Here is a 14,457-nt window from a genome sequence, read left to right on the forward strand (position 1 = left end):
GTGCCGGCTGGTCACGGTGACCGTGCTGCCCACCCGGCAAGGTGCCCGATATAAAACCCCCGCTCAGTCGGCATCCGCTGGCGTCGCGGACATGAGCATGGGGCAGCACGTGAACAGATGTCGTACCCGAGAACATCCATCCGGCTGCTGTGGCGCTGCTCGTCGAGTGCACACGGCGCACCACACCAAGGGGCGCCGCCTGCCCGGGTGATGTGCAGCAGGGCCCCGGCCCACTTCACTTGGCACTGGCCCTGCGCGTTGATCGCGCCTGTCCTCGGGGGTCGGGGTGCGCAGGCTGGTCAAGTCAAGCGCGGCTTCCGCGGAGCAGCAGAGCTAGCCGGTCGCGCTGCTCGGCGGTCAAAGGGGGCGCTGCCTCTACGACTCGGCGGACGTAGTACTCAAGCTGTTTAACTCGTTGGGCACCGCTGCAGGTGGGGCCCACGACCCGGAGTCCGCGGCCGTCGCCGATGGTCATGGGCCCTCCCGCGGTACGGCGACGGAGGGCGGACGGATATCCCTCACCGTCAGAAGGCGCCGATCCGGGGCGATTGCTGACTGCCGGGCCGGGGTGACAACGGGGTAGCGGCGCCTTGAGCGATCTGGCGCCCTACGTCACCCCGAGGTCACCCCGGTGTCACCCCCATGTCCGCGGTACTGGACGCAGGGAGGGGCCGCTGCGTCGGTGCACGGCGAGGAGGGCGTCGTCGAGGGCCGCGGCGATGGCGAGCATATGCCGGTCGTACACCGCGCCCTGCTCGACCTGGGCGGCGAGCTCTCGCACGAGGTCCACCCAGGCGAGTTGGCGGTGCTTCGGCACTGACGCCGGCGGCCGGGTCGGGACGGTGACCACCCGTTCGACGATCGTGACCGCGCTCCGTCCGGATGCCGCGGCGCGGGACTGCTCCCAGGCCCGGTGCCGGCAGGTCGCCGAACACCACTTCGGGATGGGCCCCCGCGACCGCGGAATGATCGCCCCGTGGCACCACCCGCACGTCGTCGCCGCTGCCCGCCGAGCCGCCCCGCTCGGGCTGAGCTCCGCCGGCGCACCTTGCAGCGGTAACGGCTGCCGCCCGGTCGATCGCTCCTGCTGCTGACGCCGACGACGGTCACGATCGCGCTGCCGACCTCGGTACTCACGGCTGCCTTCGCTGCTCATGCCCCCGAGCGTCCGAGGTGACGTTCATGAACCCGTCACCACGAATTGCGTGGGGGCCTGGTGCATGAGGTGTGATCGATTGCGATCTTGATCATGGTGCCGGGCGATGAGAACTGCCAGGACACTGCTGTCGCCGGCCGGCGACGTCTTGACACATTGGTGCGTCAAGCCCGGTGAGGTGTATGGCGCGGGGTCCTCGGGCGCGCTGGATTGTTGCCGTAGAGCACGTGGGTCTGTCTCCGGTCAGAGGGCCCTCCGGTCGGCGCCGCATGTCGCCGAAGGGGAGTGGTCGGGGCGGAAGTGCTGTTCGACCGGGCTGAACGTTGGCAAGGCGTTGCTGACCGTCTTTGTGCGCACCCCGGGTCCCCGGGGCCGGCACAGCGAGACGCGGACGTTCAAGACGACGGCCGGCTCCTTGCGCGTGATGCGGGACTGGCTGATCGCAAGCGGGGTGACGATCACGGCGATGGAGTCAACCTCCACCTACTGGAAGGCGCCGTTCTACTGCCTGGAAGAAGTCATGGAGGTCTGGCTGCTCAACGCCGCGCACATGAAGGCAGTCCCGGGCCGAAAGACCGACGTCAAGGACGCGGAGTGGATCGCCCAGCTGCTCGAGCACGGCCTACTGAGCCCCTCGTTCGTGGCGCCGCCGGAGATCCGGCATCTGCGGATGCTGACCCGCTACCGGGTGCAGCTGATGGGCGACCGGACCCGCGACGTGACCCGGCTGGAGCAGATGCTCGAGGACGCCTCGATCAAGCTCTCCGCGGTCGCCTCGAGCCTGTCGACGGTGTCGGCGCGGGCGATGCTGGGCGCGATGGTCGCCGGGCAGCGCGATCCGGCGGTGCTGGCCGAGATGGCTAAAGGGAAGATGCGGGGCAAGATCCCCGACCTGCGCGAGGCTCTAGACGGGCAATTCACCGACGCGCATGCCCGGCTGGTCGCCCAGATGCTGACCCGACTGGACCGGGTGGAGCAGGCGCTGGCCGAGCTCGATGAGCTGATCGCCGAGGCCTGCCGGCCGTGGGCGCATCAGCTGGAGCTGCTGCAGACCATCCCTGGAGTCGGCCCGAAGGTCGCCCAGGTCATCGTGGCCGAGACCAGCGGAGACATGTCCCGGTTCCCGACCGCGGCGCATCTGGCGTCCTGGGCCGGGCTGGCACCGGGGGTGCACGAGTCCGCCGGGCGGCGGACGCCGGTGGGGGTGCGGCACGGCAACAAGTGGCTGACCGCGATGCTGGTCGAGGCCGCCGGCTCGGTGGGCCGGTCCAAGGACAACTACCTCTCCGCCCAGCACGCCCGGCTGATGGCCCGCCGCGGGCTGTCCGGGCTCAGGTGGCGGTCGCCAACTCGATCCTGGTCTCGGCCTACTACAGGCTCAGCCGGGACGAGCCCTACCGCGATCTCGGTCCGGATTGGCTGCGCCGACGCGACGACGAGGCGCACGCCCGCCGGCTGGTGACCCAGCTGGAGCGACTCGGTCACACCGTGGTCCTCGATCCGGCGGCCTGAGCGCGGGGTGACGTCGGGGTGACGTTCCCGGGCTGACGCCCGGGCGCGCTGACGCGCGCCTGCAACTCGCCAATTCACGGGTCTGTGTCGGCCATGATTTTGTCCTCCATTGGAGGCAGGGGAGGGGCTGCTCGTGCCGCTCGGGTCTGTGGTGGGTGACGTCGCTACGGCTCAGGACGGCCCAGACTTTCGGACGACCGAGAGCGGAGTGCAATTGCGGCTCGCGTGCGTTAACGCATGAGGCCGTAGTGGCCGCACCATCACCTGTCGGTCGCGGGCTCGCGGACCGGTTGGCGAGTGCTCTGTGGCTGAAACCCCTCGACTGGAAGGGCCGGATGCGCCCCCGCCCACGACCGGCCAACTGGGATCTGGCGACCGCGAAGCCACGGTCAGCTACGTCACCGACCCTGCGATTGTCAACGTCAGTCAGCAGTTCCACCACGTTTCCGACCATTTAGGCGGAGCCGCATCAAAGGCGCTTGGACTACCGAATCGGTAGCATACGTGCCGTCTTCCAGTAAAAACTGACGGGCAGCGGTAAGGGTTGGAAGTTATGAGCAGAGAGTCGTCGCAAGTATCATTTCGTTGGTCGTTTACGGCGATTACTGACTGCATGGAGGATGCTGGCTGCCCGGGTTATGTCAATGACATTGAGCTTCGCGATGCACCCGTTCGCGGTCACGCAGCGACCTCGTGCGACACGGTGGCGTGAGTGTCGAGTGGGCGGCGAACGACACTAAGCTAGACGCTTTCCGAGAAGAACTAGACTGACGCGGAGCTGGCGGTGGGTGGCGAGGTGGTCCTCCAGGCGGGGCAGAGCATGCCCCGCTGCGTGACTGTCGACCAGACGTCACCCTGGCCCCGACTGAGCTGGGACCGGACGAGGGCCGCGATCCGCACGCCGAGGAGTGGCAGCGCCGCCACGGCGACCAGTGAACTAACTTGCGGAGCTGGGAATTCTCCGCGCTCCGCGGACCCCTCCTGAGGAGCTGACCGGGCCCTGCACGACGCCGGCGACGGATGGGTCGACCCGCAGGTGAGATCGACTCGGCCTGGCGGATCAGCGTGTTGTCGTGTCGCCTGTGGCGCCGTCCGTCCCGTGATTTAGCACCGGGCTGCTGCTTGACAAGGCAGTGATCGGGCGGTGCATGTTCGTCGTCACAGGGTTAGCCGTGTCCGGGTGACGGCCGTGAGGTCATACTCGCCGCCGAGCTGTTGGCCACGGAACACTTCGACGATCGTCCCATTGCCGACCTGTACCGAGATCCGTCGCGCATTGATGGACGGATCCCCCACATCGAAGCTGCCGGATGACCAGATCACGCGGTGGAGCCTCAACGGTGACAGCAGGTGGGACAGTTGTTGGCCCGTGAACGCAGTGGCACCCGCCGCCATCACCTCGACGCCCGGTACGGCGGCGGCAAGCGCGTCGATCACTGCCATAAGCGCGGTGAACGCCACTCCGGTCACGAAGGCGGCCAGCGCGCCGATGATGATGGCCAGCGGAGTCCCGGCGCCCAGTGAGGCGACCTCAATGACGCCGACGGCGACCAGCAGGATGATTGCTGCAGCCAGACTGACCAGGATGACGATGACGATGATAATCAGAAGGACAATTAAGGCCGTCCGCAGAATGGCCACGTCGAGGTCGCCGTCCACCTCGAAAAGCTTGAGTGACATGGCCACGATTTCGTCCGGCTCGATGAAGGCCGCCAGGTCCGGAGCGGCTGGGAAGGCCTGGAGGTCGGGCTGCCAGGAATCCGGGGCATCCCAGAAGCGACGCCGACCTGAAACTTGAAGGATATCGCCCACCCGCGTGAGATCGAAGAACTCGTTGGGGTCCGACGACGTCGGATCGGCAAGGACTGGGGCGAATCGCGTGCCGGTCACCTCGTAGGTTGCGTCGTCGGCGAGAGCGATGGGTCCGGCGCTCTCGGGATCCGTTTCATCGAGGCAGTCCACACGGCTCGCGGTGAGCCGCGCCGGCGCCTGCTCCACAAGAGGCGTAACCACGAAGTGCAGTGGCGGCGCAAAGACATCTCCTTCCTTGCGCACGTCGACGGCACAGGTCACGGGGTCTTGGTCCAAGGCAATGTAGTGGTCGGTCTCGTTGACGAAGCTTAGGTCCAGCCGATACAGGCCCGGATCAGCCGCGGCCGCGGGCCAACTAAACACGATCTGGTCGCCGACGAAGGTCAACGGCGACTCGCTGGGAAGGGGGGCGAGGACGGAGCCATGCACCGGCAAGTCGAGCACCTCGGATCCGGCCGGGGCCTCCCAGTTTGGCAGGAAGGTCATCCGGCCGTCCTCATCGGCTCCCTCATAACGCCGGAACCTCAGCTCACCTCGCGCCCTGCTCGCCACGAATCCAGATCCCTTTAACGTTACGACCTGGCCGGGTTGGACGTCGGTGAAGAAGACCTGCCTGCCGTCTTCAGCAGGTTCCAGGATTAAACACTCAGCGCCGTCCAGCTCGACATCGGTGCTGATCGTCCTCGCCTCGTCCTGCAGCGGGACGCGTTCTTGAAATGTCAGCTCCTCGGCGTGTACTTGGCCCAGGCGGACCGTACCCCCGGTGTTCACATCCGCTGTACGCCACGGATCGCGGGCCCAGATGTCGACCAGGTTGACCTGCGGCGGGTGCAGCTTCTGCACCTGGGGATCGTCGAGAACAATGTGCATGCGCTCGATGATGTCGGCGGGTAGTTCCCCTCGATTCATCCTGTCAATGCAGGTCTGGGGCAGCTTGACTCCCACGGTGAAGGCTGTCCCGATGCGCCCGTCGCCCAAGCCGGTACGGGGGTCCGGCGTGACGCTCGAGAGTCGCTGCAGCAGGCGGGTTCCGGGGCGGTCGTCACCGAACAGCAGCTCCTCGGCGAGGGATGAAGGGTCTCCGCCTCGCTGCAAGCAGCTGTCGGGCAGGTCCGTGGGCATGCAGTCGTCGAGAGCATGGCCGGCGTTGGTGATGACCTCCGTCGCCCGCGTAAGTTCCTCATCGGTGAATCTCGCCAGGGCCAGGTCGCGGGCGGCTCTGTGCGCCTTTGTCTGCGGGTTCTCCAGTTGCCCGGCGAAGTCGACCACGGTGCGCGCAAAGCACAACGTCGTTCGTGCCTGCTCGCCGTGCGTCTGCGTGTAGCTCCGCCAGGCTGCGCATCTCTTCGCGCGTTTGCTCGCAGGATCGGCCCGTAGGCGGCTCTTCGGGCTGTAGATGCCGATGTTGATTGCTTGCTCGACGCTAAGGGGAAGCGTGACAGACAAGTTTTCCGCAAGACCCGCATCGAGTTCCTTGCGGTATGTCGGCTGCTGGTTCTCATTGAGCAACACGACTTGGAGCGGGCCCGCGAGATCCTGGAGGTCTATGTGCAGATCGGCATGTCCCTGCTCATCGGTCACAGCGGACGTCGCTCCGTGCGGAGATTCGAGTACGACATGCACCCCTCGCAGGGCGACGAGGTCGGGGACGACCAGGACACGGACTCGGATCGCTGGCATGCGTACTCCCAGTAATCGGCTCAGTATGGCGTGACCAGGTGAGACAGCGAGCGGGGGCTGAGGGGGAAGTGAGATTCAAGTGGAGTGCACGCTCAGCGTGGCGTGCAGGCGTCACCGCGGCATCACTGTTGCGTCACGACCTAAGATCAACCGTTAACCTGTCCCGCAGTCCGCAGCTGGCTCCACTTCGGTGTGCGGCCCCCCACTCCATAGGCCAAGGTCCCCCTCCACCGATTCAACCGAGTCGCTACTCGCTCTAGTTTTCAGCGTACCGTCCTCTTGGACCGACCAAGTGCCGTGGACATCATTGAAGTCAAGGCGCGACCAATACATCGCTTGCCTATCGCTCCGGTCGGCCCGCACGTCAATTGAGCCGAGGTAAAGCTCTTCGATCGCCTCTCCGTCTAGCGTGAGGATGGTGCAGGGGGGAATGGTGACTATCATGATGACGGGGGCCCCAGTATAGAGGGGTACATTCTCTGCATTCAGGCCGAAGTCCCCCGCCCCCAGCATCTTGTATCGCAAGGCGACCTGCCTGATAGGGATCGGCGAGCGATTCTGTATGTAGACCGGGCTATTAGATGTGTTGTCAGTCCACCAGTGCACTCGGACTGCATACTCACGTTGTTTGTCGGCGCGACCCTCATCATTAACGAGAATCTGATCTTCGATCGCGCGCCTTTGATCCTCATTGATCCCTTTCTGACTCTCGTTGGCGCTTCTTTGTTCGCAATAGCCCAAGAGAGAGACCGCCAGCGCCAGGATCGAAAAAGCGACAGAGGTTCTGAGCGCCAGACGCGACGTCTGATTTCCCTTGATAGCCTCTAAAGCTTGCCTGACGTCGGCCCATGTAGGCGGTGAAGCACCTGACATACTCGCAGTCCCCCAGTGATTTTTGCTGCGTGACTCGGGATGACCCCCGAGGACGTGCATTGAACTACGGCTTGTGGCACCGATCGACCCTGTGGCGTGCGACACGGGGAGCCACCTGTCTAAGAGGCAGTGTCTGGGACACTGCGGCCAGGGACATGATGCTGTGCGTATCCCGGGTGGCCCGGCAGTACTCCGGCACGCTCGGCAAGGTCGGCAACAGCCATATAGGGGGTAAGCATCTGCGCGGTCACCGACGCCGCCTCCTGCCCGCCTTCATAGCGGCTGTTCCTGTTGACGGGCTGCAATGAGACCCAGGCCGCGACCGAGGAGGCGGCCGCGACCGTCCGCGCCCGCCGGAGCGTGCGGGCATCCCCGACGACGTGCGCCACCGGAAGAAGTGGCCGCTGGCCCTAGACATGCTCAACGAGATGGCCGGGTAGGGGCTGGCTCCGCCGGTGGTGGTCGCCGACGCCGGCTAGGCTACGACTCCACCGCCGCCTTGCGCGACGGCGTCGATGAGCTAGGACGTCCTGCCGGTGGTCGGCGCCCGACGTCTGGACCAGGTCGTCACGCTGGTCGACTCCGGCCGGGTGTTGCTCAGCCGGGACTGAAACCATTGCATCGCGGGACTGGTTTCTCACGGTGTAGCGCAGGAGGCGCGGTACCCGAGCCGGCACATGGCCGATCCCGACCGCCCGCGGCGTGGATGTGACGTGGGGGCCTCCGGCGCCGATCCACACACTCCTGGCCGTCCGCACAACCGACCTCGACCCGACGACCCGCTGCAGCCGGCACCATCGGCCGGCCCTGGAGCGGTTGCCTGGTCCCTCGGGACGGCTCGGGTGGGCCCGCGGAGAACGCCGTCCCAAGTCGGCACGCAGTCCGCAGGGTCCGCAGAGAGTCCGCAACTCAGCCAGCATCGGTCGTCGCCCGTCAGTAGCGCCCAACGATGAAGGCGCAGGTCAAACCCAGGTTTCATCGATTACCACACGCAGCCGTGCATCCCGGGTCAGTTCTGGGTCAACGAACCGGGCCGGGTCTTCGTCGCCCGTCGCGGCCGCAGCGAGCTGACCACGACGATCCTGGGTGCCGGGCAACTGGCCGACCTGGTCGAGCGGATGCTGCGCACGTCGGGCCGCCGCATCGACATGAGCACGCCGTTCGTCGACGCCATGCTGCCCGACGGGTCGCGGCTGCACGTGGTGATCCCCGACGTCACGCGCCGGCACATGGCGGTCAACATCCGGAAGTTCGTGCTGCAGGCGCACAGCCTCGACGAGCTCGTGGCGCTCGGGACGCTGACCACCCAGGCCGCCCGGTTCCTGGAGGCCGCGGTCGCCGCAGGGCTCAACATATTGGTCTCCGGCGGGACGCAGGCAGGCAACGCGGCAAGTCATTAAGACACCCGGTGGGTGTCGGGCGAGGATGACCTCAGGTCTCGTGTAAGCCTGAACCCCTTCGTCGGTGGGGCAGAGCCTGCCGTGCGTCCGTGCGGACCAACGGAAGGTGCAGATACGTGACTGGGTTTGAGGCGCTTCTTCCAGCGGTTGCAAAGGGCGCAGGCGCAGGGGTCATTCGGGCGGCGGGAGTCGGTGCTCGGGCTGTCTTTCGTGGTCGTCGGCGGCGCAAGATTCGAGCCTTGTCAAGTGGCCGCTCGGGCCTCGCCCGACGAGCCGTCCTCGAGGACCAGTCCCCTGAGACATTGAGCAAGATCCTCGACTTTTGTGAGTCCGCAGAGCTTGAACACGCCGCGACTGCGCTAGCGCGCGCTTATCTCTCGGAGGGTCATGGCCGTGCAGCCGCGGGCCTGCTGACCGCTCTTCAGGACGAGTTCTTGACGTCGCTCAAGGTGTTCGTCGGTGAGGAAACTTCCGCGGAGGTTGGCGAGGCCTTGCTCGCCGCTGTTAATGAAGTAGTGCTTCAACACGTTCGATATGTGCTGGCGAAACCAGACCTTGCGCCAGCCCTAGAGGCGGAGATGCTCAAAACTATAGGCAGCCTATCGTCAGCTACCGTGCGTAGTACCGATCTGCTGCAGGGGTTGGACGAGCTAGAGCGGTTTCGCGATTTCGAGGACGAATACCGCGCTCAAGTGGCTGGTCTTCATGCAACCATGAAGTTGCCGCACGCTGGCACGACGCGCCAAGTCCCCTACGAGCAGCTTTTCGTCGAGCCGGAAGTGTGGATCGGTCCGCAAAGTGACAGTTTGCGAGACGACGAACGCCGGCTAGATGTACCAGAATTGCTGCGGCACTCGACTCGCGCAGTTATTCTGGGTGACCCAGGGGGTGGTAAATCGACGCTCTCTCGGAAGCTCACTCACGATCTTGCTGCGGGGCGCGTCACTGGTTCAGTCCAGCGGACGCCCTTCTTCGTTGAGCTGCGCGACTATGCAACTGTTGTGCGGGGAAGGCATAAACAGACACTGATCGAATACCTTGAGGGTCGGTGTCGGTCTCCGTACAATATCGAAGCTCCGAACGAAGCAATCGAATGGCTTCTGCTGACCGATCGAGCCATGGTCATCCTTGATGGTCTAGACGAGTTGCTGGACACTTCGCTTCGTCGCGATGTGGTAGAAGCCGTTCAAGGTTTCGCTCTCCGGTACCCAACCTGTCCGATGCTCGTCACCTCCCGGCGAGTCGGCTACGACGAGGCGCCGCTCGACCCAGACCTCTTCGCCACGGTGCAGCTGGGCGAATTTACGCCGGATAAGGTATTGGCGTATGTGCAAAAGTGGTTCCGCCTCGATGAATCGGTTGAAACCGCTCGCCAGGAGGGGCTTGCGAATTCCTTTATGGAGGACAGTCTATTCGTCGCCGACTTGCGGGTTAATCCTCTTATGCTCTCGCTGATGTGCGGCATTTACGCGAGCGAGAATTATATACCGAGGAATCGGCCTGATGTGTATGAAAAGTGCGCTCTGCTGCTGTTTGAGCGTTGGGACAAGCAGCGCGGCATCCAGGCACCACTCTCGTTTGACGCCCATGTGCAGGCAGCCATGCGCTCCCTAGCCCTGCACATGTACAAGACCGAGGCGGACGCGGGCTCGGGCGCGGGAGAGGCGCAGGGAGTGCGCGAGGGGATGAGCCGCGCCAAGTTGGTCTCCTACATGAAGGCGTACCTTCGGGAAAAGCGATTCGATGATGACGATACGGCCGAGACCGCGGCTGCCGAGTTCATCGAATTCTGTAAGGGGCGAGCGTGGGTCCTAACGGATATCGGGTCAGAGACGTACGGATTCACGCATCAAACATTCCTCGAGTACTTTGCAGCAAGTCAGCTTGTCCGGCATCACACAAGTCCGGGAGCCCTGTATGCCGAGCTCAAGTCTTACATCAGGTCGGGAGGCTGGGATGTCGTGGCGCAGCTAGCGGTTCAAATCCTTGGACGTGCCACCGAGGATGGGGCGGATGACTTCCTGCAACTGGTGATTGCCGATGCCAGCGGCCTCTCCGTTAGTGATCTTTACGCTTCATCTTTCGCTGTTCGGGCGCTTCAGTTTGTCGTGCCTCGCCCCGACGTTTTGAGGTCGATTGTCGTAAAGGCTCTGGAGATTCACCTAGCTGACGAGGGACAACATGCAGACGAGAAGGGGTTGGCGGCTAAAAGGAATGAGCTCGGGGCGCGGGTGCAGCCAGAACTGCTTGCCGTCAATAGTGAAAACGCGCCGCGTGTAGGTAGCGTGTTGAGAGATCTATTGCGGGCGCGGCTGCATGAGAATGTTCACGACGAACCGGCTCTGCGCACTGCCCTTCTCAACACTTCGTATGGGCCGACCACGTTTTGGTCCGCTTGGTCAGCCGAAAACTTGGTGGAGTTTGCGGCTGCTGTAACGGCGCAGCGAACGACTGCTCACTGGGTTGCGCTGATCGAGCTGGACCGCGGGAGGGTGACCTTTAAGCAGGTCGTGGATTGGCATGGGGTTGGCTGCTTGTATGACTGGGATTTCATGGGCCTCGGTCGCACCGGTCTCCCGTTCTTCTTTCGACTGCTCGCTGTCCGTCATAAGGGCGGATATTTTGGGCTCGTGCAGCCGGTTTCGCCTGCTCGGACGAAGGTGGTTCAACAGCAGGTCATTCAAGACCTGGTGAAGCGAAGGGCCCCGTGGTTCTCCGACATTATGGGTCTCGAACGATGGGTGTGGTTCGTCGAGCAAGAAGCCAAATCGGATATTGCTCGGCTGGGACTAGTCTCCCTAATGCTGCTGCTCCCTCTGGTGGAAGTTCACATTCAAATGGTCGCGAATGGGGCGCCACTAGGGCCGCTTCCCGCCTGGTTGCGACCTCTCGCGGACGCTCGAACGAATGAGGCGGAACTGGATGATCTAGGGGAGCCCTTGCGTGCGAAGATCCGCGACGTGCCTGATGCGGAAGCATTCTTTGAGCGGTGGCTGAGTAAGGAGATTTCTCTCCTACCCCCTACGTCGCGCCGCCGACCTGGGTTGCGGCGGGCGGGGTCGGCTCGCGCGTAGCGCGAGCCGACCCTCGACTTGAAATAGCAACATAACTCGGAGCCCGTCCTCCTCGGCTGCGTTTTTCTCCTAGTGCCCTCCCTATAGGTGCTGGCGCAGGTCTGAGGGAAGTTCGTCAAGGGCGCGTAGCGGCGCAGCGAACCCTTGACGAGCGGAGGACGGGCCGGAGACTGCGCCGGTGGGGTGGGTGCGAAGTGACTCGTGTTGCCCTAGTGACGATGCTTTGACTCCCGTGTGACAGCCGTGGCAGTGCCCTGGGATACGAGATCGGCTCTTCTGGTTAGCCACCGCGCCAGGGGAACTCACACACATGCCAGGGTTTGCCAGCCCACTCCTGCGCGCCAACCATGCGCGCGGGACCACATATCAGGCCGTGCCGGTAACAGACGAGCAAGCCGCGGCTAGACCTAAGGGACGTGCTCCCGGGACGCGGCAGGTGGCTAGGCCCCCCTCGTTTCGTTACACGAGTCGCTTAGCCGCGAACCCCGCATCGTCGCGCGGGGGGCTGACAGTCCTCTGTCGGCCCGTCCCTGGGATCCCCTGTGTCTGTTCGCGTCCCTGCCGTGCGGCCTCGCCCCGCGTGGCAGTTGTCCCTGTACCCGACTGCTGGAGAGGGCGGGGGGTGTTACCAGCCGCCGCGTCAAGCTGTGCGGGATTGGGCGCCCGGTCGTCCGGCTGCAGACCCTGCGCGCGCACGGAAGAGGCTGCTCGTCGCGCCCGCGCGAAGGTGCGTCGGTACTGCGCGCACAACGGGCTGAGTCGTCTCTGGACGTTGACGTATGCCGGGCGGGGGTGCCATGACCCGGCGCAACTTCGGACGGACCTGGGTGGCTTCTTTCGCGGTCTCCGGTCCTCGATCGGTGGCGGGGCGCTGCCGTATGTCTGGGTGCCCGAGTGGCACAAGACCGACCACGGGCTGCACGCGCACTTCGCACTGGGGCAGTACGTCCACAGGAGCGTCATCCGCTCGACCTGGTCTCGCGGCTTCGTCAAAGGGAAGCTGTTGTCGGACCTGCCGGTCGGGTCGGGGACTCGTGAGGCGGCGCGCGTGGCGGCGGGGTACCTGTCCAAGTACGTCAGCAAGACCTTCGACGCTCCCCAGCTGTTCGGACGCCACCGGTACGACTTGGCTCAGGGATTCCAGCCTCCGGTGCGACGGCTGACGGCGGACTCGCCTGAAGACCTGCTGGCAAAGGCTTGTGAGGTCATGGGCCAGTTGCCTACCCGGTCTTGGTCGTCGGCTGAGGTCGAGAACTGAAATCGACCGCCGGCGGTGTGGTTCGCGTGGGCTTGAGCGATGTGCCGGCCGACAAGTTGCGCGCCTGGGTTGAGGCGTCGACCACCGCTCAGGGGCCTCCGTTGAAGGTCACCGATTCCGCCGCTGTGGAGCAGGTCAGGGCTCTGCTGACGGGTGGCCGGGCGCGGCCCGTGAAGGCGCGCGGAGCGCGCTCAAGGGGCGCGGCTGGGCGCGGGTCAGATGCGCCAGACGGGCTGAACGCGGTCGATGTTGAGGCCCTTTCGACCGGAGATGCCGGGCTGGATGACGACGTGATCTAGGACGGCCTTGATGATCGCAGCCTGACGGCTGAGGTTCAGATCGGCCCATCTCAGCCTGAGTTCTTCGCCGTGACCAGCCAGTCCGTCAAGGGCGCTGTGCTCGGTCAGCCTGGTGAGAGCGCGGCGGTGACGGCGCGTTGGTCTTCGATCCGCTGTCTCGCCCGGCGCATCCCCGCGCGATCGATCTCACCATCCGCGTACATGTCGGCCAGCTCTTGAAGCTGGTCGGTGTCCGCTCTGATCGCGGCCGCCAACTTTCCGGCTTCGCCGTCGTCGTGCGCGGGCAGGCCGTTGAGGGCGTCGGTGAGGGCGGGTGTGTCCAGGCGAAGGAGGACGGCGTCGACGATGAATCGCTCCAGCTTGTCCGCGTGGATCGCCATGCGGCCGCAGCCACCGAAGTCGGTCCCGGAACGGCAGAGGTAGCGGCGGGTTTCGAAGCGTGGCACTGAGTACATGACGGTGCCGCAGAGGCCGCAGCGGCACACTCCGGACAGGACGTAACGGCGCGCCGTGCGGTTGGTTCGGCGCGCCGGGTCCGTAAGCAGCAGGCGCAGTCGCTCGCCGTCTGCGGCGCTGATGATCGGCTCCCAGACGGCCCGAGTGAGCGTCTCGCCGCGATGCGTCCTCATGCCGTACATGCGCGGGTTGAGGAGTAGCTGGCGAACCGTGACCGTGCGCCAAGGACGGCCGGTGACCGTCCGGACGCCTGACTCGTCCAGCCACTTGCTCAAGGACGTCAGGCTCTCTCCGGCCAGTGCGCGAGCCGCCAGGGCTCGGATGACGTCCGCCTCTTCGGGGCGGTGGGTGAGCTTGTCGGTCTCAAAGCCAAAGGCGCGTGGTCCGCCCATATGGGGCTCCCTGTGTCTGCCAACTCCTGCATCTTGCGCCGTCCCCGCCTCCGCTTGCTGTCGCTCTCGTTGGCCGCGACAGCCGCCAGTAGTCGCGCCACGAGCAGTCCGTCCCCGCTCCCGAGGTTCATGTCACCGTGCAAGGTCACCACATCGGAGACGCCCGCTTGAGTACACGTCGCGGCGAACTGCTCGAGCTCGATGGGCCTTCGGTGTAGGCGGTCCATGTGCCACACGACGACCGCGTCGCGGCGTCCGTCCGACAAGTCTTGCAGCATTCGCGCGTAGGCCGGGCGCTTTTTGCCGCTGTAGGCGCTCACGTCATCGTCGATGTAGACCTCGCCGACCGTCCATCCGCGACGGCCTACCTCGGCGCGGCAGTCGTCCACCTGCCGCTGCACGCCAAGCCCGTCGCCGTCGCGGTCTTGGCTGATGCGGGCGTAGACCGCCACTGCGGTCCGTTTCTGCATCACCGGTGACACTAGTGAATCGTCGTAAAGACCACGCTGCTCAACTGCCTGTGCGCGGCGATCACCGCCCGCGAG

General features: G+C 65.0%; 8 protein-coding genes. 4 read left to right on the forward strand and 4 right to left on the reverse strand.

From position 1 onward, the window contains the following. Window positions 1-634: 634 nt before the first annotated feature. A complete protein-coding gene (locus FHL79_RS11485; protein ID WP_138758733.1) occupies window positions 635-850 on the reverse strand; it encodes a hypothetical protein in 216 nt (71 codons plus the stop codon). Between the two features lie 412 nt (window positions 851-1,262). Between FHL79_RS11485 and FHL79_RS11490 the strand changes: the two genes are divergently transcribed. Then, window positions 1,263-2,618: an IS110 family RNA-guided transposase gene (locus tag FHL79_RS11490; RefSeq protein WP_246080660.1), complete on the forward strand. Its 1,356-nt coding sequence runs from the start codon at window positions 1,263-1,265 to the stop codon at window positions 2,616-2,618. A gap of 1,208 nt (window positions 2,619-3,826) precedes the next feature. Here the strand turns inward: FHL79_RS11490 and FHL79_RS11495 are convergent. Then, a complete protein-coding gene (locus FHL79_RS11495) occupies window positions 3,827-6,061 on the reverse strand; it encodes a hypothetical protein (RefSeq protein ID WP_138758734.1) in 2,235 nt (744 codons plus the stop codon). Between the two features lie 1,973 nt (window positions 6,062-8,034). Between FHL79_RS11495 and FHL79_RS11500 the strand changes: the two genes are divergently transcribed. The 3 genes from FHL79_RS11500 (at window position 8,035) to FHL79_RS26595 (ending at window position 12,765) form a co-directional block, all read left to right on the forward strand. Continuing rightward, window positions 8,035-8,433 (forward strand): ATPase, T2SS/T4P/T4SS family, encoded by a 399-nt coding sequence (locus tag FHL79_RS11500; protein ID WP_281283868.1) that lies wholly within the window; start codon window positions 8,035-8,037, stop codon window positions 8,431-8,433. Between the two features lie 302 nt (window positions 8,434-8,735). Beyond that, window positions 8,736-11,507 carry an NACHT domain-containing protein gene (locus tag FHL79_RS11505; RefSeq protein WP_138758735.1) on the forward strand — a complete coding sequence of 924 codons (2,772 nt, stop codon included), beginning with the start codon at window positions 8,736-8,738 and terminating at the stop codon, window positions 11,505-11,507. 310 nt (window positions 11,508-11,817) lie between these two features. Then, complete coding sequence (locus FHL79_RS26595) at window positions 11,818-12,765, forward strand: rolling circle replication-associated protein (protein WP_439331126.1); 948 nt, start codon at window positions 11,818-11,820, stop codon at window positions 12,763-12,765. A gap of 403 nt (window positions 12,766-13,168) precedes the next feature. Here FHL79_RS26595 and FHL79_RS25520 read toward each other — a convergent pair whose 3' ends face one another. Continuing rightward, the gene (locus FHL79_RS25520) at window positions 13,169-13,912 is read right to left on the reverse strand and encodes a recombinase family protein (protein ID WP_218938434.1); all 744 of its coding nucleotides are present in this window, start codon (window positions 13,910-13,912) and stop codon (window positions 13,169-13,171) included. Next, window positions 13,801-14,394: a recombinase family protein gene (locus FHL79_RS25525; RefSeq protein ID WP_218938435.1), complete on the reverse strand. Its 594-nt coding sequence runs from the start codon at window positions 14,392-14,394 to the stop codon at window positions 13,801-13,803. Before FHL79_RS25525 ends, FHL79_RS25520 begins: the two co-directional genes overlap by 112 nt. Window positions 14,395-14,457: the final 63 nt, after the last annotated feature.

Source organism: Modestobacter altitudinis, assembly GCF_005930475.1.
Taxonomy (GTDB): domain Bacteria; phylum Actinomycetota; class Actinomycetes; order Mycobacteriales; family Geodermatophilaceae; genus Modestobacter; species Modestobacter altitudinis.